Here is a 19,211-nt window from a genome sequence, read left to right on the forward strand (position 1 = left end):
TTAACGGGATTGTCTTGATAAGGCGTGAACGTCGATAGAGCCGGAACGGGATTCAATTTTCGGGCGCTCATCAACATAACTTACTGACACATCGAACGTTGTGTTATGCAGTTCAATATAGTTACCTTCATCAAACAACCATTTGGCTCGGCCGTAGCCATCGTTTACGTAGCCAACATCTGGCTCACCGTATTTTTTCACCAATAGAGTGCCTAGTAAGCGGCGTTTTTCATTGTCTTCTACTATGCCTGCCATAATGGCTTGGCGGAAGTAATCCGATTGATTGAAATACACGGACAATATCTTGATGCCTAAAATACCTTCGGTACCTAAGCTATAGCTCACCACGTCGTTTTTGTAAGAAGGGAAAGATTGCAGACCCATGGCAGAAAGCTGGGCTTCAAGTTGCTCTTTGCTCAAGTCATTAATTCGTAGGCCGAATAGCTCAGCACTGTTCGAAACACTCTCTACATTGGCTTCATCAGCTGATAATTCACCGCTTTGCGCCCATGAGACAGTGGCAAAGAGCAAGCTATAAAGGTAGATAAAACACAGAGTCAATCGCTGAAAGTGCATTGCATTCCTCGCAATAGTAACAACTAGAAAGCTGGTAAACAGACCAAAATTCACACTTATCTTTAGCATAGCAAAGTTAAATAACTTCCATAAGGTGCGTTAACGCAATGAAACAATCCTTTTTTAATACTTTCTTTGCCAGCCACAAAAAGCACTGGCAATAACTGGTTGCTACTCTGTGATATCTGCTAATATTGCGCCATCACCCTCTCCGTTAAGGACAGGTACTCTCTCACTCTATTTTTTGAGGTAAAACATGGCGCTTATTATTGGCGTTACTGGCGTATCCGGCAGTGGCAAAAGCCGACTTTGCTCCCTTCTTGCTGAAGGCCAAGGTGACAAAATAACCCTTCTATGTCAGGACGACTTTTATAATGGCTGCGGTAGCATCGACCCAGACGTATACAACTTTGATGATCTAAGTTCGTTAGACATAGAAAGTTTGACCCTCGCCATTCACAATTGTAAGAACCGTCAACAACCTAATGAAATTCCAGTTTATGACCACTCTCAACACAAACGTGTCGGTTACCGTAATCTTGATTCTACCCATGTAGTGTTGGTGGAAGGTCACATGATGTTCCAAGACTCTGGGGTACGTGATGCCGTGGATTATCTGCTGTACGTGGATACGGATATGGACATTGCAGTCGTGCGTCGTTTGAAACGTGATATTGCAGAACGTGGTCGTAATGTGAACGAAGTGACCAGCCGCTACATGCGTCATGTCCGTCAAGCCGCACTGAAAACCATCGACATTCGTAGCAAAGCCGATTTTATTATCCCAAATAATAAAAGCTTCACGAATGCCGCGAACCTATTAAGAAGTCACATCGATTTCTTACTCAAAGAAAAAGGCGCCAAATAGGCGCCTTTTTCTTATATCTGGACAAGTCCTAATTGACTCGTCCCATAATGGCTTGAACCGTTATTTTTTGATGTCGTCAAAGAAACGTTTTACGCCATCAAACCAGCTTTTTTGCTTAGGAGAATGGTTTGTGCCTTCTCCCATGCTGCCAGCTAACTCTTCAAACAATTCTTTCTGACGCGCCGTCAGGTTGACCGGTGTTTCCACCACAACCTTACAGATCAAGTCACCCACTGGGCCACCGCGTACCGGCTTAACACCTTTGTTACGCAGACGGAACAACTTACCTGTCTGACACTCAGCCGTGACTTTCAAACGTACTCGACCATCTAGGGTTGGTACATCAATTTCACCACCTAGCGCCGCGGTAGTGAAGCTAATTGGCACTTCACAGTACAGGTTCGCACCGTCACGTTCGAAGATGTTGTGCTCTTTTACCGAGACTTGCACGAACAAGTCACCAGAAGGGCCACCATGTGGTCCAGCTTCGCCTTCACCTGATAGACGAATACGGTCACCCGTATCCACGCCTGCAGGAATTTTCACAGACAAAGTTTTGTATTCTTGCTTACGGCCTTGGCCATGACAGTCATTACATGGGTCACTGATAATCTGACCTTGACCATGACACTGTGGACAGGTTTGCTGTACGGAGAAAAAGCCCTGTGAAACACGAACTTGCCCTTGACCCTGACAGGTAGGACAGGTCACTGGCTTAGTGCCTTTTTTCGCACCAGTACCATCACATGTCTTACAGTTTACCGCCGTTGGAATGCGAATTTTTTCATCACAACCCCATACCGCTTGTTCTAGGTCTAGCTCTAGGGTGTAACGTAGATCGGAGCCACGACGAGTACGGCTTTGTTGACCGCCACCACCGCCAAAGATATCTCCAAATACATCACCGAAGATGTCACTAAAGCCGCCTGCACCCGCGCCACCGCCATAGCCACCTTGACCATTTACGCCTTCATGACCGAAACGGTCATAAGCTTCACGCTTTTCTTCAGAAGACAAAATTTCGTAGGCTTCCGCCAACTCTTTGAATTTCTCAAGGGCTTCTGCGTTGTCTGGGTTTTTATCAGGGTGGTATTTATTGGCTAACGAGCGATACGCTTTCTTGATTGCTTTTTTATCCGCGTCTTTGGCAACGCCAAGAACCTCGTAATAGTCTCTTTTGCTCATCGCAGGTATTCCTGAATCATTAGTCTGGGTCGTAAAAAATGTTAGCTTTACAATGTCTTGTTATAGAGATTGTAAATAGCAAAACACGGTCCTAAAACCGTGTTCGCTATAACTGGCCCTATTAAAAGGGCGACAAGAATAAGCGTTTAAGGCTTATTTTTTCTCGTCTTTTACTTCTTCAAATTCAGCGTCTACTGCATCATCTTGTGGCTTAGCTTCGCCTTCTGGCGCTTGTTCAGCCGCTTCTGCTTCTGCGTACATCTTCTGAGCCAAAGTGCCAGATGCTTGAGTCAACGCATTGGTTTTCTCTTCGATCTTCTCTTTGTCGTTAGACGTTAGCGCTTCTTCCAATTCAGTGATTGCTGTTTCAATCGCTGTTTTCTCTTCTTCTGTCGCTTTATCGCCAGCGTCAGTCAAAGTTTTGCGAGTTGCGTGGATCATGCCGTCAGCTGTGTTGCGAACCTGTACAAGTTCTTCGAACTTGCGGTCTTCTTCCGCATTCGCTTCAGCGTCCTGAACCATTTTTTCGACTTCTTCATCACTCAAACCAGAAGAGGCTTTGATGACGATAGATTGCTCTTTGCCTGTCGCTTTATCTTTCGCAGAAACACTCAAGATACCGTTCGCATCAATGTCGAAGCTTACTTCGATTTGTGGCACACCACGTGGTGCTGGTGGGATATCTGCCAAGTCGAAACGACCTAGAGATTTGTTTTGTGCCGCTTGCTTACGCTCACCCTGCAATGCGTGGATAGTTACCGCATTCTGGTTGTCTTCTGCTGTTGAGAAAGTTTGTGATTTCTTCGTTGGGATCGTAGTGTTTTTCTCGATCAAGGCTGTCATCACGCCACCCATAGTCTCGATACCTAGAGACAGTGGTGTAACGTCTAGAAGAAGAACGTCTTTTACATCACCTGCTAGTACCGCACCTTGGATAGAAGCACCAATCGCTACCGCTTCATCTGGGTTAACGTCTTTACGTGGCTCTTTGCCGAAGAATTCAGACACTTTAGCTTGTACTAGTGGCATACGAGTCTGACCACCAACCAAGATAACTTCATCGATTTCAGAAGCAGAAAGCTCTGCATCTTTAAGTGCTTGGCGGCAAGGCTCAAGAGACTTAACAACCAATTCTTCAACCAAAGATTCCAACTTAGAACGAGTCAATTTCACGTTCAAGTGCTTAGGACCAGTCGCATCCGCAGTGATGTAAGGCAAGTTAACTTCTGTTTGAGAAGAAGAAGACAACTCAACTTTCGCTTTCTCACCAGCTTCTTTAAGACGCTGAAGCGCTAATGGATCACTGTGTAGATCGATACCAGACTGTTTCTTGAATTCGTCTGCTAGGTATTCGATAACGCGCATGTCGAAATCTTCACCACCTAGGAAAGTATCACCGTTTGTCGACAATACTTCGAATTGCTTCTCGCCATCTACGTCAGCGATTTCGATGATAGAGATATCGAATGTACCACCACCAAGGTCATATACCGCAATGGTAGAATCGCCAGCGTTTTTGTCTAGGCCGTAAGCCAAGGCAGCTGCTGTTGGCTCGTTGATAATACGTTTAACTTCTAAACCAGCGATTTTACCCGCATCTTTTGTTGCTTGACGCTGAGAGTCGTTAAAGTAAGCAGGCACAGTGATAACTGCTTCTGTTACTTTTTCGCCTAGGAAGTCTTCCGCTGTTTTCTTCATTTTCTTAAGAATTTCAGCAGATACTTGTGGTGGCGCTTTCTTGTCGCCTTTTACTTCTACCCAAGCATCACCGTTTTCAGCACCAATGATTTTGTATGGCACCATAGAGATGTCTTTCTGTACAACATCATCTTTAAAGCGACGACCGATAAGGCGCTTAACCGCGAAGATAGTGTTGTTTGGGTTGGTAACCGCTTGACGCTTAGCAGACTGACCCACCAATGTTTCGCCATCGTCTGTGTAAGCTACGATGGATGGAGTGGTGCGATCGCCTTCAGCGTTTTCGATTACGCGTGCTTTTTCGCCGTCTAAGACAGCAACACAAGAGTTAGTTGTACCTAAGTCAATACCAATGATTTTACCCATGGTGTGTATCTCCGTTAAATTCGTTTGTTTCGTTGATAATCTGTATTTGGGTACGCTTTTGAGCTTTTCAAGCGACCAGTGTCAAAAAAATGACAGTATTTTATGCTGCGCTTGAAACCACGACCATTGCTGGGCGCAACAAGCGTCCATGAAGCGTGTAACCCTTCTGGATAACATCCATAACAGTGTTAGGCTCCATTTCTGGGTTCGGTACCATAGTCATCGCCTGATGCAGATCAGGGTTGAAAGGTTCACCGTGTGGATCGACAACCTTCACTTCAAAACGAGCAAGGGTTTCAATCAAATCTTTCAGCGTTAACTCTACACCTTCACGAACAGGGTCAGCTTCACCTGTACTCGGAGCAGATGCCAAAGCACGCTCAAGATTGTCCGCCACGTTTACAACAGACTTGGCAAACTTCTCTAGGCCGAATTTGTGGGCTTTTTCAACATCCAGTTCAGCACGACGACGAACGTTTTGCGCATCGGCTTGAGCACGAAGGGCCGCTTCTTTATATTGAGCTGCTTCTTCTAACGCTTTTGCCAGCTCTTCGTTCTCTGGTGCGTCTTCAAATATTTCCGCTTCTGGCTCTAGGATGCCTTCCGCTGCTTGACCTTCTGTTTCGCTATTCAAAACTTGCTCCGCTTCTACCGTGGTTTTTTCTTGCTGATCACTCATTTTTTACTCCAAATAACAGAAATAGTTCACTCTGTCAGGGCTATATGGGGTCTGCTTTTTACCTTTCAACACTAAATCCGCATTAATTTTAAGGGATTCCTCCCTTTAATAATGACATGACGGAAATTCGCCAATGCATCATATGGTTAAAGGTGTTTTTTAAAGCGCTACAAGCAAAAGAGCGGGGCAACACCACCTATTTCCCTCCCAATAAAAAACCTAAAAAACAAAACTGGCACAATTATAGCTTATGATTGTATACAAAAAGGAGGCTCCATGAACAACAAAACTTATTCAATTGATTTCTCTTCCATCACAGCACAAGAGCGATACAAAATTTTATCAGCCAGCGTTGTACCAAGGCCAATAGCGTTAGTCACAAGCATTAATCTCAAAGGGGTGTTGAATGCAGCCCCCTTCAGCTTTTTTAATGCCCTTTCCGTCAACCCCCCATTAGTCGGTTTCGGAATACAACGCATGCCAGACGGCCAACTAAAAGATACCTATAAGAATATTATCGAGAGCGAAGAATTCACGGTAAACATAGTGTCTGATGCACTGGTAGAGGCAATGAATATCTGTGCAGTTCAATTTGAAAGCAGTGTCGATGAAGCCTGTATGGCTGGCCTTTCAGTCCACCCAGGGACTTTAATTAATACACCAAGAATAAAGGAATCAATGGTATCTCTCGAATGCAGGCTGTTTAGCAACATATCAACAGGTGAGTATGGGGACTTATTATTAGGTGAAGTAGTTATGGTCCATGTCAATGAATCAATCATAGATAAAGACAATCTTTATATTAATCAAATTGGTCTTGATGCCGTGGGCCGTATGGGCGGACAGGGATATGTCAGAACAAGAGAATACTTTGATTTAAAGACAATAAAAAAAGAAGAATTTGGCAAGGTTAATCAATTACGCGTTTGGGCAGAAAAAGCCAGCAATGGCGACTAATCATGGTGCAAAATACAATTGTATGCACCTTTATAGATCTTTTGCATACAAAAAAACCTAAAAATTCAAGATAAAAACAGACAGAAAAATCATATCTATTTGTTTGTAAAAGATTTTTTAAAATTGGCACATATCATGCCTTAAATTAAACGTCTTAAATTGTATACAATGGTGTCCACAATGAATAAATCAAAGATGAATGGTTGGTCCCGTAGGGACTTCATAAAAGCCGGTGCAGCAATGGGAGCAACAGCAGCTGTTGCGCCTTATTCTAACTTTGCTTACTCCGATTCACCTAGAGTTCTAAACTATTTAGCTTGGCCAGGTAATGCAGACCCCTACCTAATAGCTGAGTTTGAAAAAGCCCACAATGTGAAGGTGAGAATAAAAGAGTACGTTGGTGGTGATCAGATGCTGGCGCTATTGCATCAAGCACCGCCAGGTTCTTTCGATGTCGTTATGGCAGATGCAGAATATATGCACCTATTGAAAGAAGCCGATTTCCTTCAAAAGCTTAACCCTGACGACTATCCACTCGACGACTACTGGCCAGAATTCCAAGAGTTTCCATTACATTGGTTTGATGGTGACCTGTACTCTGTTATGACGGATTTTGGCTACCTAGGGCTTTCTTATAACACCGAGATATTCCGCCCTGAAGAAGTTGAGTCCTATGATGTTATGTGGAGCGACAAAGCAAAAGACAAAGTTGGTTTCTTCGACTTTTACTTACCTTCAATGGGTTGTGTCAGCCTAGCAGCAGGGAACAAAACACCATTCGATTTATCTGGTGCAGAATTTGACCTAATGTCAAACAAGTTAATGTCTCTAAGAGGGCAAGCTTCAGGCTTTTATACCATTGCAGACATTTTCTCTTCCTTCTCTAACCGCCAAGCAACTTTAATCCCTGGTATTGGGGAATGGATTACTCTTGGCCTAAGAGAAAGTGGAGTACCTGTAGACACTATTATTCCAAATGAAGGTGGCCTACAGTGGACTGAGTCCATGTCCATTTTAAAGTCCTCCCCCAAACAAGATCTTGCTCGTAAATTCATTCAGTGGACGACATCACCTAAAGGGCAAGCTTTGATGGCAACTAAGCCTGACAACAAGAAAAGCATACCGAGCAAAGCCGGCTGGGAGCTGCTGAATAAGACCATGCCAGCCGAAGCAGAACTACTACGAATGCAGCTTAATGCACCGAATGTGATGGATGAATTTAGAACGAAAAAAATTGCATATCGTCAGCTACCTTCTAATCAGTCTATAGAAACATGGAATGATTTATGGACAGACTTTAAAAGCGCGTGACAAATGAGGGGATTATGGATAATTGTTCAGATAACTTAACCCTATCAAAAGACATATCAATAAAACCCTCAATTAAAGTTAGGAAGGGCCGCTGGTTTCCAGCTGCCTTAGCCCTTCCCCCTTTATTGTGGCAATTTATGTTTTTTGTATTACCTATGTTTTTCCTGTTGGCTTTAACCTTTTGGGAGGTAAAGTTCTACAAGCCCGTTCCAGCTTTTGTGATGGATAACTGGATTAGAATTTTAGGATCTAATTCTTTTCAGAAAGCATTAGCTTATACAGTTCAGATGTCTGCTCTCAGCTCAATTATTGCAATAATTATTGCATTGCCGGCGGCGTGCATCTTGGCATTTAGAATCAATAAGAAATACCAACCCATTTTAATCGCTTTATTAGTAGTACCTGTTTTTACCAGCTATGTGCTTCGTGCATACGCTTGGCAAGTCGTATTGAGCCCACAAGGGTTGATTAATTGGGCGTTTAGCCATTTAGGTTTTGCTTCAATAGACATGCTAGGAGGTACTTTTGCATTACAAATAGGCTATTTAACCTTATGTCTACCTGTCGTCGTATTAATTCTGACTTTTTCATTACTCGGAGTTGACCGAAGCCAACTAGAGGCGGCCTCAAATTTAGGCTGTCGTTCATATCAAGTATTTTGGCATGTATTACTACCCTCTATCCGAAATGGCATTTTATTGGCTATTACAACTGTATTCATGCTGACTTTCTCGGACTACATTGCCCCTTTATTACTGTCGGGAAGCAACCCTCCGACTTTGAGTATTTTGATCGTTGATACGATTAAGTCTGGTGCTCAATGGCCAAGAGCAGCCGTTATTGGCATTGTAATGATGCTTTTTATTGGCCTCGTATTACTGCTATCTCAACTTTTATCAAGCAAGGAGAAAAGATAATGCAGGCACGCTGTATCTATTTTTTGGAGCGATTATATCTACTTTTAATATTTGGGTTTATCGCCACTCCAATCACGATGATTGTTATATTTTCCTTTAACGAAGATCGCTTTCCCGGCTTCCCTTGGTCAGGCTTTAGCCTTCGTTGGTACGAAGCAATTTTAAACGAGCCTATGGTGATAGAAAGTGCAATAAACAGTATATCTGTTGGGCTTTCAACCGCTCTTGGAGCCACTATTATCGGCTTTTTAGCCGCATATGTTGACTATAGATATAAGTTTCGTGGCAAGACTACACTTAATTTAATCGTTGCCATACCGCCAGCCATACCACCAACAGTTATGGGGATAGCTCTGCTTGCATTTTTTGCTCGTTTTGGTCTGTTCGGTGAATTAAAAGCCATTGCCATTGCACACATTGCTATAGCTTCATCCTTTTCCATGGCTTTAATCAGCTTACGCTTAAAGGAGTTAGATGCCTCAATAGAGTCTGCTGCTTGGAATTTAGGCGCTAGCCGAATACAAGGCATCATTTTCGTTATTCTACCTCACTGTCGTACTGCAATTTTTGCGGCATTCTTTTTGTCTTTTGCCATTTCCTTTGACGAATTCATGATCGCATGGTTTGTCGGTGGGTTGAATGAAACACTGCCCGTACGAATTTTGAACCTATTGCAAGGTCAAGTCAGTCCTAGGATTAATGCGATTGGAACACTAGTATTCGCACTTACTTTTAGCCTGGTAGCTAGCACACTCTGGCTGATGAGAAAGAAACAGCCAACAACTTAAACTCATTCTACATTGGAGCCAGACATGACTGCTGCATTATTAAGTTTGAAAAACATTTCTATGGAATATTCTAATTTTATCGCTGTAGACGACTTAAACTTAGATATTAAAAAGGGAGAGTTCATTTCTTTAATGGGACCAAGTGGATGCGGTAAATCGACCACTCTAAGAATGATGGCCGGGCTAGATAACCCAACTTCTGGAGCACTTTATTTGGATGGAGAGTCCCAGTTAGAAGTCCCTACTGAAAAGCGAGGGATGCCTATGGTCTGGCAAAATTTTGCTTTATTTCCATTTCTCAATGTACAAGAAAACATCGAATTCCCACTGCGAATGAAAGGCGTTCCAAGCGAAGTGCGCACAAAAAAAGCAGCTGAGTGGATTAAACGAATGGGCTTAACCGAATTCTCTAAGCGCAACATTTCACAACTATCTGGGGGCCAGAGACAACGCGTTGCCCTTGCACGAGCACTGGTCACAGAGCCAAGGATATTATTACTAGATGAACCGTTAAGCGCCCTAGATTCACACCTTAGAATCAAAATGCAAACTGAGCTAGTGCGCTTACATAAGGAATTAGGCATTACTTTTATATATGTCACTCACTCACAATCGGAAGCCTTCACTATGTCTGATCGTGTTGTAATTATGAATCAGGGTAAAGTGCAACAGATAGGGACGCCCAAGCAAATTTATCGAGCCCCCAATAACTCCTTTGTTGCTGAATTCATAGGCATGAACAACTTAATTTCTGGAACGATTTTTCAGACCAAAAATCAAACATCTGAAATTCAAACAGACTTGGGGGTATTTAATGCTAAGTCTTTTATCGGAGCTCAAAAAGGCACTCCATCTAAGCTTGTTATTGCAGCTGACTGTATTTACCTAGATGACAGTGGGGATCAAAAAGTCAAAGGTAAGATTAGTGGTGAAGAGTTTGTTGGCTCAGTGATCACTCTTTTTATTGAGCTCGAAAATGGTCAAGAATTTAAAGTACAAAAACAGCAACATGAAGTTGAGTCGTTAAACTTAAGATATGGTGCAGATCTTACATTATCATGGAATGCAGAAAACGCATTTCTTTTAGCTTCTTAAGCCTAATAGGAGACCCTTAACTATGTATAAACAAGAGTTCATGCTTAAAGCATTAGAGCTATCCAAGAAGAGTGTATGCCATAAACACGGTCAACCTTTTGGCGCCGTGGTAGTAAAAGAAGGAGAGATCGTAGGATTAGGTTACAATCAAGTCCTTAGTAAACTGGACCCTACTGCTCACGGCGAAGTTGAGGCAATAAGAGACGCTTGCCAAAAGCTTGATACTGTTAATTTGTCTGGGTGTCAGCTTTACACCTCATGCGAACCCTGCTCTATCTGTGTCGCCACAATGTATGTAGTAGGTATTGAAGCTATTTATTATGCATCCAATCTTACTTCTTGCACTGAGCACTTTAAGCCTCTTGAGAATACAATTTATAAGAACGTTGATACTGATGATTTAAGAGAACAAGTCGGTATGCGGATAGAAGAAAGGCGTATTACCTCTTCACAGCATGAATCAGAGGAAGCCCTCGCCATTATCAAGCATTGGGCAAAGGAAGCAGCTTCAGAAGAAGCAAATTGAGTAGCACACCCACTAAAAATAACAACACGGTACTAAGCATTTGTGTACGTACCTTAATAGAAACACAAGTAATGGAAAACAAATGTCTAGCGATGTAGAAATCTACCAAAAAATTCTAAATGCAATTGTCGAGCATCAACTTCCACCTGGTGTTCGATTACCTGAAGACAAATTATCTGAAGCGTTTGGAGTTAGTCGCACAGGTATTCGTAAGGTTCTTCAGCGTTTAGCTTTAGAGCGTTTTGTGACGATACAAGCCAATAAAGGTGCTCATGTAAGCAAACCCAGTGAAAAAGAGGCAAAAGAAGTATTTGCGAGTCGCATTCTATTAGAGCCTCAGCTTATCCAAGATGTCATTTCAAATTGGGATAAGAACTTATCTTCTCAATTTAGGGAGCAAGTGAAACAAGAAAAAGTCGCAGATAGAGATAAAGATCTCGCACGAGGAATACAGCTCACAGCACAATTTCATTACGAGCTAGCTAAGTTAGCAAATAACACAGTGTTGGCCGAATTTATTGAGCAACTCTGCTATCGTTCTTCTCTCGTTGTCGCCGCATATGGCTCCAAAAACAGTATCAGTTGTGAATGTGGTGACCATGAGGAGCTATTAGACCTACTCGATAAAGGGCAAGCTAAAGAGGCTAAAGTATGGATGAAACATCATCTAGAACATATTAGAGACTCACTTAACTTAAATGTTGCTACAGAAGCCTCTATTAATTTTAAAACACTATTTTCAAAATAGGATTTTTAAATGGAATTGCATCTAATAAACCCCAATACCAGTCAACTGATGACGCAAAAAATATCAGAGTCAGCTCAATCGGTGGCACTCCCTAATACCAATGTTATCGCGGTGTCAGCCACTCATGGTCCAGCTAGTATTGAGAGCGCTTTTGATGATGTCATCGCTGGTGCAGCTTTATTAGATGCAATTAGGCTAGGAGAACAGCAAGGTGTGGATGCTCATATTATAGCGTGCTTCGGTGACCCAGCTCTGGATGCTGCGAGAGAGTTAGCATCTGTACCTGTTATTGGTATTGCTGAGGCTGCATTTCAACTTGCTAGCTTGGTGTCATACCGATTCGGTATAGTAACTACTATGCAAAAAACGTTACCAGCAAGCGAGCACTTGTTAAAACGATATGGATACGAACATTTATGTAGCGGAGTAAGAGCAACGAATATTGCGGTACTGAATTTTGAAGATTTGCAAGAAGACGTATATATACGCTTAAAATCTGAGTGCGAAAAAGCCATTCTTTTAGATGGCGCTGAAGCCATAGTGCTAGGGTGCGCAGGGATGTCTAAATTAGCGCACCAACTAACCCTAGAATTAGATGTCCCTGTTGTCGACGGTGTCACCGCTGCCGTAAAATTAGCAGAGTCCCTTTATCAGCTAAATCTAAATACATCTAAGAAAGGTTTGTACTCCTCTCCTCTTCCTAAATATTTTCGCGGCCGTTACGAGCATTGGAGTGCTTAGTCAACAGACAATCTAGCCGAATGACCCAGCAAGAATTTATATAACAACCTGGTTTCTGCCATTTTTCTTGGCTTGATATAACTTACCATCTGCTTCGATGATCATTTTGTCTGGTGTTTCGCCAGTGCGACAGCTAATACCGCCACTAATTGTAATGGCTCGATCAATGCCTGTTATGGTCAGATTTTCGACTGTTTGGCGAATGCGTTCAGCCAAAGCGAGTGCTTCATCATTAGAAATGTCCGGCAGAATAACGAGTATTTCTTCTCCACCAAAGCGCCCAACAAAATCCTGTTTGCGGGTTTGAGACTGGATACATTTTGCGATTTCACATAAGGCAACATCCCCAACCACGTGACCATACTCATCGTTAACTCTTTTAAAGTGGTCAATATCAAAGAGGATCAATACCAACGATTGTTGATCAGATATGGGAGCGCTCAATAAGACTTGCAGCTTAGCGTCAACAAAGCGGCGGTTAAACAAGCCCGTTAAATCATCTTGATGCAGTAGCCTATTTATTTTTCCTGTCTTTTCATTAAAGACTTTCGCAAGCCCATCAAACTCTTGATACGTCACATCATCATGATTAATGAGATTCATACGTTCAGAGCTTTGTTGGATATGCTCCGCAAAAAACTCAATTCCTCGCCGAATCCGCTTCGTCGTAAAATGAGCCACTATGACTCCGAGCACACCCAATGCGCACATCAGCAGTAGGATATTTAAAACACTCGACTGCAATCGGTCTGTCAGCTCTTGTTGGTTGGTTTCTATTGCGGCTTGCAAGGCAGTCATATCCACATTGGAACCAACCACCCAATCCCACTCGGGTATCGAAGCGACGTAGGTTAGGGAGTTATAGTACCCCTGAGGGTCAGACATGGTGTTTTTTGGCCACAAATGGGAGAAGAAACCATAGAAAGGGGCTTTTTCTGTGAGCGCCAGTTGCTGTTGAATAATTTTTACGCCGTTGCCATCGGTCAGGTCGAGGTTCGCTTTGCCTATTAACTCAGGGTAAACCCCATTGGCAATCTGTACGCCATCTCGATCATGGATAAAAGCATACTCTTCATTGCTATCACCGAATCTTAGCTGATCAACATAGTGCAGTATTTCTTCTTGCACCGACTCTCTAACCACATCAACGTACTCGCCCGTTCCAAAGTACCAATCATAGGGGGCAAACTTTTGTACATAGACAATTTTTTTGAAGCTATTAACAGTGTCGCCAGGCTTTTTCCAATAACCTTCTGTAAAGCCATGGCCGTAGCGTTTTACGATATCTATCTCATCGCGCAGAGGGTAATTGCCCATATCATCCTGAAGGTCATATAAATTGGTGCCTTCTGATTTAGGATAAACAGGGTACAAAATTACATCCCCCTGTAACGTATCGATAAAGTAATAGCCCCGCCCTTGGTTATACCTAAGACCCCGCACAGTTTCTCGAATCAGCTGCTTGATCTCGTCATCCGACTTAATACCTTGATTAGTGGTATAGATGTCCATCATCAGACTGTTGAGCTCGTAGACACGATTCTTTAAATCATTTTTGAGGTCTTGTTCTATTTTATCGTTACGATAGTGGGCGAGGTTTACCAAGGTGTCTACGCGGTTTTTCAGCTGTGAGCGAACTTGACTGATATGGGCTCGCTCTAAGCGTATGGAGTCCAGCTCGTATTTTTCATAGATACTCTCTATCCATAAAGCAGAGGTGATCAGTAGGGCAATAGCGCCTAGGGAAAGTGCATTGGTAAACACTAACAAGGTCAGTCTTTTTTTCTTCGCTTGCAAGCTCATCCTTAGCCCTATTCCCTAAATATGTTAACGAGATACCTAATACTACCCTGTTTCCCTAAGCATCTGCTAGCGCTATAAAGTACTTTTAAAAAATGCAAAACAAGAGAAATAAATCACTCTGCTACTTGTCAAAAAACAACCAAATACTGTATAAATAACCATATAAATAGTTACTCTCTTTTGGAGCTTATTATGCTGTCCAGCATCGCTATATCCAACTTCGCTATTGTGGAATCCTTAGACTTGGAATTTAAAACCGGTATGACGGTTATTTCTGGGGAAACAGGAGCCGGTAAGTCCATCATGGTGGACGCCCTATCCCTATGTTTAGGCGGGCGAACGGATGCAGGCGTAGTGCGCCACGGAGAGAAGCGTGCCGATATTAGTGCCACTTTTGATATCCAAGCCTACCCACATGTGCACGACTGGCTAGAAGAAAGAGAGCTCGACCAAGATCAGCACTGTATTTTACGTCGCGTTATTAGCAAAGAGGGTCGATCTAAGGCTTATATCAATGGCCGTCCTTGCACCTTAGGCGATTTAAAAGAAGTGGGCAGCCACCTAGTAGACATACATGGCCAGCACGAGCATCAATCTTTATTGAAAAAAAGTGCCCAGCGCCAGCAATTGGACGAGTTTGGTCAATTGACCGAACTAAGCAAACAAGTCGCCCAGCAATATGGCACCTGGAAACAACTAAAAGAAGAACTGAGCGCACAACAAAACCGTTCGAGTGAACAGGAAGCCAAAATACAGCTATTGGCCTATCAATCTCAGGAATTAGAACAACTCGACCTAAAAGAAGGCGAAATCGAATCGCTAGAAAAAGAACAAGCCTTCCTGTCTAACATTGCAGACTCCCAATTTAAGGCCTATCAAGCGAGCGGAATATTAGCGGACAACGACGAGGGCAATATCTGCTCTTTGCTCAATCAAGCTCTTCAGAGCGCATCACAAATCACCCCAGCCACCAAAGAGCTGGAAAACGCCCTGGAAATGATGAACGCTGCCCTAATTCAAGCCCAAGAAGCCGCCGATAGTCTGCATCATTATCAGGACACCTTAGAGCAAGACCCAGCTCGCCTTGCGCAAGTTGAAGAACGTTTGAGTCATATTTACGACACGGCCCGCAAACACAAACAATTGCCAGAAGCATTGCTTATCTTGCGTGAAAGCGTCGATGCTGAACTCGCAGAGCTGCAAGGCAGCGAAGAAAGCATCGATGTTTTAAAAGAAAAAGAAGAGCAAGCCTACGAAAAACTTACCGCTCTCGCCACGAATCTGACCGAGCAACGCATTGCAACAAAAGACAAACTGGCCAAACAAGTGGAAGAACAGCTACATGGATTAGGCATGCCTCATGCGCGCTTCTTCATTCAATGTCAGCCATTGAACCAAGTCAGCGCCAATGGTTTTGAAGAAGTCGAATACCTTATTGCTTCTAACCCAGGGCAGCCAGCCCAGGCCATTAGAAAGGTGGCTTCTGGAGGGGAGTTATCACGTATTAGTCTTGGTATTCAGGTAGTTACAGCTAATACCTCTGTTATCCCAACCCTAGTGTTTGATGAGGTCGATGTGGGCATTAGCGGTGGTGTAGCAGAAGTGGTTGGCCGCATGCTGCGATCTGTCGGTGCTCGTGGACAAGTCTTCTGTGTGACGCACTTGGCGCAAGTAGCGGCTCAAGGTAACCAGCATTTACGAGTGAGCAAACAAGTCGCCAATGAAGCGACTTCTTCACAAGTGGAACAACTCAAAGACACCCAGCGCACTCATGAGATCGCCCGCTTACTCGGCGGCATAGAGTTAACAGAACAAACTCTTGCCCATGCCCGAGAGATGCTGGGTAATGTACAACTCCAGTAACCCTAGCCCATCACTATTCGTTCAAAACAAAAAAAGTGGAGCTCTCGGTAAAGAGAAACTCCACTTTTCAAACTCTTTACACCCTTAGCTTTTTTTAGGGCGCACGTACATGATTAGGCTGTGATCTTCGATTTCGAAGCCATATTCTTCAGCAATTTCGTGTTGGCGTTTTTCAATAACAGGGTCAACAAACTCAATCACACGGCCACTTTCTAGGCAGATCATGTGGTCGTGGTGATCACCTTTAGCCAACTCAAACACAGCAGTACCAGCTTCAAAGTGGTGGCGCATCACCAAACCAGCGGTTTCAAATTGAGTAAGCACTCGGTAAACTGTTGCCAAACCAACATCTTCACCTTGATCTAGCAAAGTACGATACACATCGTCCGCACTCAAATGATGCTCGCCAGCATTCTCAAGAATTTGTAAAATTTTCACTCGTGGAAGAGTTACCTTGAGTCCGGCTTTCTTTAGTTCTTGATTTTCACTGCTCATGAGTCATTCTCTATTCGATCTTGTTGATATTTACTTTATCATTAGCACACCCGTTTTAGGATATTACCGATGAAAAAATCAATTTTTGTACTATGCGCCGCATTAACACTAAGCGCATGCAGTTTATTTCCATCACCTTACAAGGTCCCTGTAGAGCAAGGCAATCTTATAACAGAGGAGCAGCTATCCCAACTTAAAGTAGGAATGTCTGAATCCCAAGTCACTTACCTACTAGGTAACCCTATGGTAAAAGACTTATTTAAGCCAAACGAATGGCATTATTTGTACACCAGTCTTTACCCTACTCCAGAAACACCTACCAGCGCAGCAGATGATTTGATTCTGACCTTCGATAACGGTGTCTTGGTAAAAATAGAAAACGACTAACCTTTGGTCGCTTTCGCAGCTCGGTTGGCTCTAGCTTGTTTAGGGTCAACCAACAGCTCGCGATAAATCTCTACTCGCTCACCTTCTTTTAATGCCTGACTTTCAGGGTTACGAACGGCTTTGCCAAAAATACCCAGCTTTGCGTTCTCAACATCCACTTCAGGAAAAAATGCATTAATGTTCGAGCGACGTACAGCCTCTCTTACAGAGCAACCTTCTTCTACGTCTAGGGCAATAATTTTTTGTTTATTCAGTAAAGCGTAAGCCACTTCTACGTTCATTCTACTCACCATAAACCACTTTTGCACGTTGGCAGAAAGCCTCAACCATAGAGTTAGCGATCTGGCTAAACACTCCACCAAAGGCAAATTTTAACATACCGCTTAATTCAAATTCGATACTTAACGAAATTTTACAACTGCTTGGAGACAGTTCTGTGAAAGTCCAAACACCGTGTAGCTTTTTAAACGGACCTTCCAGTAATGTCATCTCAACTTGTTGATTTGTCTTTAAAAAATTCTTGGTAGTGAAGGACTGACGGACTGGCCCTTTGCCCACATCCAAAGAAGCAACAATTTCACTTGGGGATTCGGAGATTAACTTAGAACCTAAACATCCAGGCAAAAACTCAGGGTAACCTTTCACATCATTCACCAGCTGAAACATCTGTGCACAGCTGTAATTCACATGAGCAAAACGCTCTATACGACTCAAATCAAACTCCTATCCAGCCGGCCACAGTGATCAACACCATGACAGGGATACTTATATACTTCAATACGTTATGCCACCACTGGAAGTGATTCACTTGCTGGGTGATTAACTCTTTCTGCAACATATCCCGCGGCAAGGCCCAAGCCACTAATACAGATAATAAAATAGCCACCACAGGAAGCATAATTAGGGTTGTAAATTTATCTAATAGCTCAAATCCATTAAGGCCAAAAATCAGCTTACTGTCCCAGTCAGCAAACGACATCAACACCGCAATGCCGATAAACCAAACCGCGCCACCCAACATAGTGGCGGCTTGCAATCGGCCGATATAATATTTTTCATGCATCCAAGCGACAAATAACTCCAACATGGAAATTGCCGAAGTAAGCGCCGCAATCACCAACAATAAGAAAAAGATCGCGCCAACAAAGGGTCCTGCTGGCAAAGCCCCTAAAATAATCGGTAAAGACACAAAGGTTAAGCTTGGCCCTGCTTCCACATCAATTTGGAAGGCAAATACCAAGGGGAAAATCACCAAGCCTGCCAACAGCGCCACCAAGAGATCCACACCCACCACAATGGCACATGCTCTGGCGATGGACATACGCTTACTCATGTAAGCACCGTAGGCAAACATTGCCCCCATCCCCACACTCAAGCTAAATAACGCGTGGCCGACCGCGGCCAACACCACATCGAAGGTAAGATCTTGCCAAGACCAGCGAAACAGAAAATCAATCGCTTCAGCGGCATTACCCACCAGCATGGAGTAACTGGCTAAAAACAATAAAATGATAATAAGCGCAGGCAGTAGAATACGCACAAGGGTCGATAAGCCACGGGTGACTGATTGACCTACGGTTAAAATCACTAAGAACATAAACAAGGAATGCCAGAACAGCATTTCCCCTGGAGAGCTAAGCAAGGTATCAAACATGCTTTGGGCACTACTTTGATCCAAACCAGCAAATTGTCCTGCCACTGCGCGCTCTAAATACGCCATGGACCAGCCAGAAATCACACTGTAGAAAGTCAAAATTAAAAAGCCAGTAATCCCAGCCAACCAAGGCACAATGACCCATCGAGAATGCAAAAGGTTGCGTTCACTTAAATCATTAACCGTATCTATGGGGTTGGAACGGACAGTGCGCCCTAAGGATACCTCGGCAATCAACACAGGAAGACCCACTGCCAATAAGCATAGGCAGTACACCATCAAAAAAGCGCCGCCGCCATTCTCGCCTAATACATAGGGAAATTTCCAAATATTCCCCAAACCAACCGCCGAACCGCCGGCTGCAAAAATAAAGATCCAAGGACTTGACCAAATCCCTTGTAAACAACGATTTTCAGGCATAAATTACGGCTCTAAATAAACGAATAATGTGTCGTCAGTGAAACAAAAATACGCAAAGCAAAAAACCTAGCTTTGTCCGCCGACACAATTTAATTAATAAGATTGAATTTTCTAACATTCAGCCGCATACCTCA

The 19,211-nt window shown here is 43.3% G+C and carries 20 protein-coding genes; 11 read left to right on the forward strand and 9 right to left on the reverse strand.

The genetic code is table 11. The features are described 5' to 3' along the window. The gene (locus ACUM5Y_RS04290) at positions 1-576 is read right to left on the reverse strand and encodes a uridine kinase (protein ID WP_445975618.1); all 576 of its coding nucleotides are present in this window, start codon (positions 574-576) and stop codon (positions 1-3) included. Between the two features lie 256 nt (positions 577-832). Between ACUM5Y_RS04290 and ACUM5Y_RS04295 the strand changes: the two genes are divergently transcribed. Then, positions 833-1,444 (forward strand): uridine kinase family protein, encoded by a 612-nt coding sequence (locus ACUM5Y_RS04295; RefSeq protein WP_445975619.1) that lies wholly within the window; start codon positions 833-835, stop codon positions 1,442-1,444. A gap of 60 nt (positions 1,445-1,504) precedes the next feature. On the opposite strand, the gene dnaJ is transcribed toward ACUM5Y_RS04295, so the two are convergent. From dnaJ to grpE, 3 genes are all read right to left on the reverse strand, one after another. Further along, complete coding sequence (gene dnaJ, locus ACUM5Y_RS04300; RefSeq protein ID WP_445975620.1) at positions 1,505-2,629, reverse strand: molecular chaperone DnaJ; 1,125 nt, start codon at positions 2,627-2,629, stop codon at positions 1,505-1,507. A 153-nt stretch (positions 2,630-2,782) separates the two neighbouring features. Continuing rightward, the gene (gene dnaK, locus ACUM5Y_RS04305) at positions 2,783-4,693 is read right to left on the reverse strand and encodes a molecular chaperone DnaK (protein ID WP_445975621.1); all 1,911 of its coding nucleotides are present in this window, start codon (positions 4,691-4,693) and stop codon (positions 2,783-2,785) included. Between the two features lie 100 nt (positions 4,694-4,793). Beyond that, the gene (grpE, locus tag ACUM5Y_RS04310; protein ID WP_445975622.1) at positions 4,794-5,372 is read right to left on the reverse strand and encodes a nucleotide exchange factor GrpE; all 579 of its coding nucleotides are present in this window, start codon (positions 5,370-5,372) and stop codon (positions 4,794-4,796) included. Positions 5,373-5,648: 276 nt separating this feature from the next. Between grpE and ACUM5Y_RS04315 the strand changes: the two genes are divergently transcribed. From ACUM5Y_RS04315 to ACUM5Y_RS04350, 8 genes are all read left to right on the forward strand, one after another. Then, entirely contained in the window at positions 5,649-6,329 is a 681-nt protein-coding gene (locus ACUM5Y_RS04315; protein WP_445975623.1) for a flavin reductase family protein, read from the forward strand. A 180-nt stretch (positions 6,330-6,509) separates the two neighbouring features. Continuing rightward, positions 6,510-7,640 (forward strand): ABC transporter substrate-binding protein, encoded by a 1,131-nt coding sequence (locus ACUM5Y_RS04320; protein WP_445975624.1) that lies wholly within the window; start codon positions 6,510-6,512, stop codon positions 7,638-7,640. Between the two features lie 14 nt (positions 7,641-7,654). Then, the gene (locus ACUM5Y_RS04325) at positions 7,655-8,557 is read left to right on the forward strand and encodes an ABC transporter permease (protein WP_445975625.1); all 903 of its coding nucleotides are present in this window, start codon (positions 7,655-7,657) and stop codon (positions 8,555-8,557) included. Continuing rightward, positions 8,557-9,345, forward strand: coding sequence for an ABC transporter permease (locus ACUM5Y_RS04330; RefSeq protein ID WP_445975626.1), 789 nt, complete (start codon positions 8,557-8,559; stop codon positions 9,343-9,345). The genes ACUM5Y_RS04325 and ACUM5Y_RS04330 overlap by 1 nt, the downstream gene beginning before the upstream one ends. 24 nt (positions 9,346-9,369) lie before the next feature. Then, positions 9,370-10,440 (forward strand): ABC transporter ATP-binding protein, encoded by a 1,071-nt coding sequence (locus ACUM5Y_RS04335; protein ID WP_445975627.1) that lies wholly within the window; start codon positions 9,370-9,372, stop codon positions 10,438-10,440. A 22-nt stretch (positions 10,441-10,462) separates the two neighbouring features. Further along, the gene (locus tag ACUM5Y_RS04340; RefSeq protein ID WP_445975628.1) at positions 10,463-10,966 is read left to right on the forward strand and encodes a nucleoside deaminase; all 504 of its coding nucleotides are present in this window, start codon (positions 10,463-10,465) and stop codon (positions 10,964-10,966) included. Between the two features lie 82 nt (positions 10,967-11,048). Further along, on the forward strand, positions 11,049-11,714 hold the full coding sequence (locus ACUM5Y_RS04345; RefSeq protein WP_445975629.1) for a GntR family transcriptional regulator: 666 nt from the start codon (positions 11,049-11,051) through the stop codon (positions 11,712-11,714). Between the two features lie 9 nt (positions 11,715-11,723). After that, the gene (locus tag ACUM5Y_RS04350) at positions 11,724-12,455 is read left to right on the forward strand and encodes an aspartate/glutamate racemase family protein (protein ID WP_445975630.1); all 732 of its coding nucleotides are present in this window, start codon (positions 11,724-11,726) and stop codon (positions 12,453-12,455) included. A 36-nt stretch (positions 12,456-12,491) separates the two neighbouring features. On the opposite strand, the gene ACUM5Y_RS04355 is transcribed toward ACUM5Y_RS04350, so the two are convergent. Then, positions 12,492-14,258, reverse strand: coding sequence for a sensor domain-containing diguanylate cyclase (locus tag ACUM5Y_RS04355; RefSeq protein ID WP_445975631.1), 1,767 nt, complete (start codon positions 14,256-14,258; stop codon positions 12,492-12,494). Positions 14,259-14,450: 192 nt separating this feature from the next. Between ACUM5Y_RS04355 and recN the strand changes: the two genes are divergently transcribed. Then, positions 14,451-16,121: a DNA repair protein RecN gene (recN, locus tag ACUM5Y_RS04360; protein ID WP_445975632.1), complete on the forward strand. Its 1,671-nt coding sequence runs from the start codon at positions 14,451-14,453 to the stop codon at positions 16,119-16,121. Positions 16,122-16,205: 84 nt separating this feature from the next. Here recN and fur read toward each other — a convergent pair whose 3' ends face one another. After that, positions 16,206-16,616 (reverse strand): ferric iron uptake transcriptional regulator, encoded by a 411-nt coding sequence (gene fur / locus ACUM5Y_RS04365; RefSeq protein WP_445975633.1) that lies wholly within the window; start codon positions 16,614-16,616, stop codon positions 16,206-16,208. 69 nt (positions 16,617-16,685) lie between these two features. Here fur and ACUM5Y_RS04370 point away from each other — a divergent pair, with 69 nt between their 5' ends. After that, entirely contained in the window at positions 16,686-17,003 is a 318-nt protein-coding gene (locus ACUM5Y_RS04370; protein WP_445975634.1) for an outer membrane protein assembly factor BamE, read from the forward strand. Here the strand turns inward: ACUM5Y_RS04370 and ACUM5Y_RS04375 are convergent. Genes ACUM5Y_RS04375 through ACUM5Y_RS04385 form a run of 3 tightly spaced genes read right to left on the reverse strand, consistent with a single transcriptional unit; the run spans position 17,000 to position 19,077 of the window. Further along, positions 17,000-17,284 (reverse strand): RnfH family protein, encoded by a 285-nt coding sequence (locus ACUM5Y_RS04375; protein ID WP_445975635.1) that lies wholly within the window; start codon positions 17,282-17,284, stop codon positions 17,000-17,002. The two genes, ACUM5Y_RS04370 and ACUM5Y_RS04375, sit on opposite strands and share 4 nt — an antisense overlap. Position 17,285: 1 nt before the next feature. Continuing rightward, positions 17,286-17,717 (reverse strand): type II toxin-antitoxin system RatA family toxin, encoded by a 432-nt coding sequence (locus tag ACUM5Y_RS04380; RefSeq protein WP_445975636.1) that lies wholly within the window; start codon positions 17,715-17,717, stop codon positions 17,286-17,288. A gap of 1 nt (position 17,718) precedes the next feature. Beyond that, positions 17,719-19,077 (reverse strand): sodium-dependent transporter, encoded by a 1,359-nt coding sequence (locus ACUM5Y_RS04385; RefSeq protein ID WP_445975637.1) that lies wholly within the window; start codon positions 19,075-19,077, stop codon positions 17,719-17,721. Between the last annotated feature and the right edge of the window lie 134 nt (positions 19,078-19,211).

This window comes from Marinomonas dokdonensis (assembly GCF_052747885.1).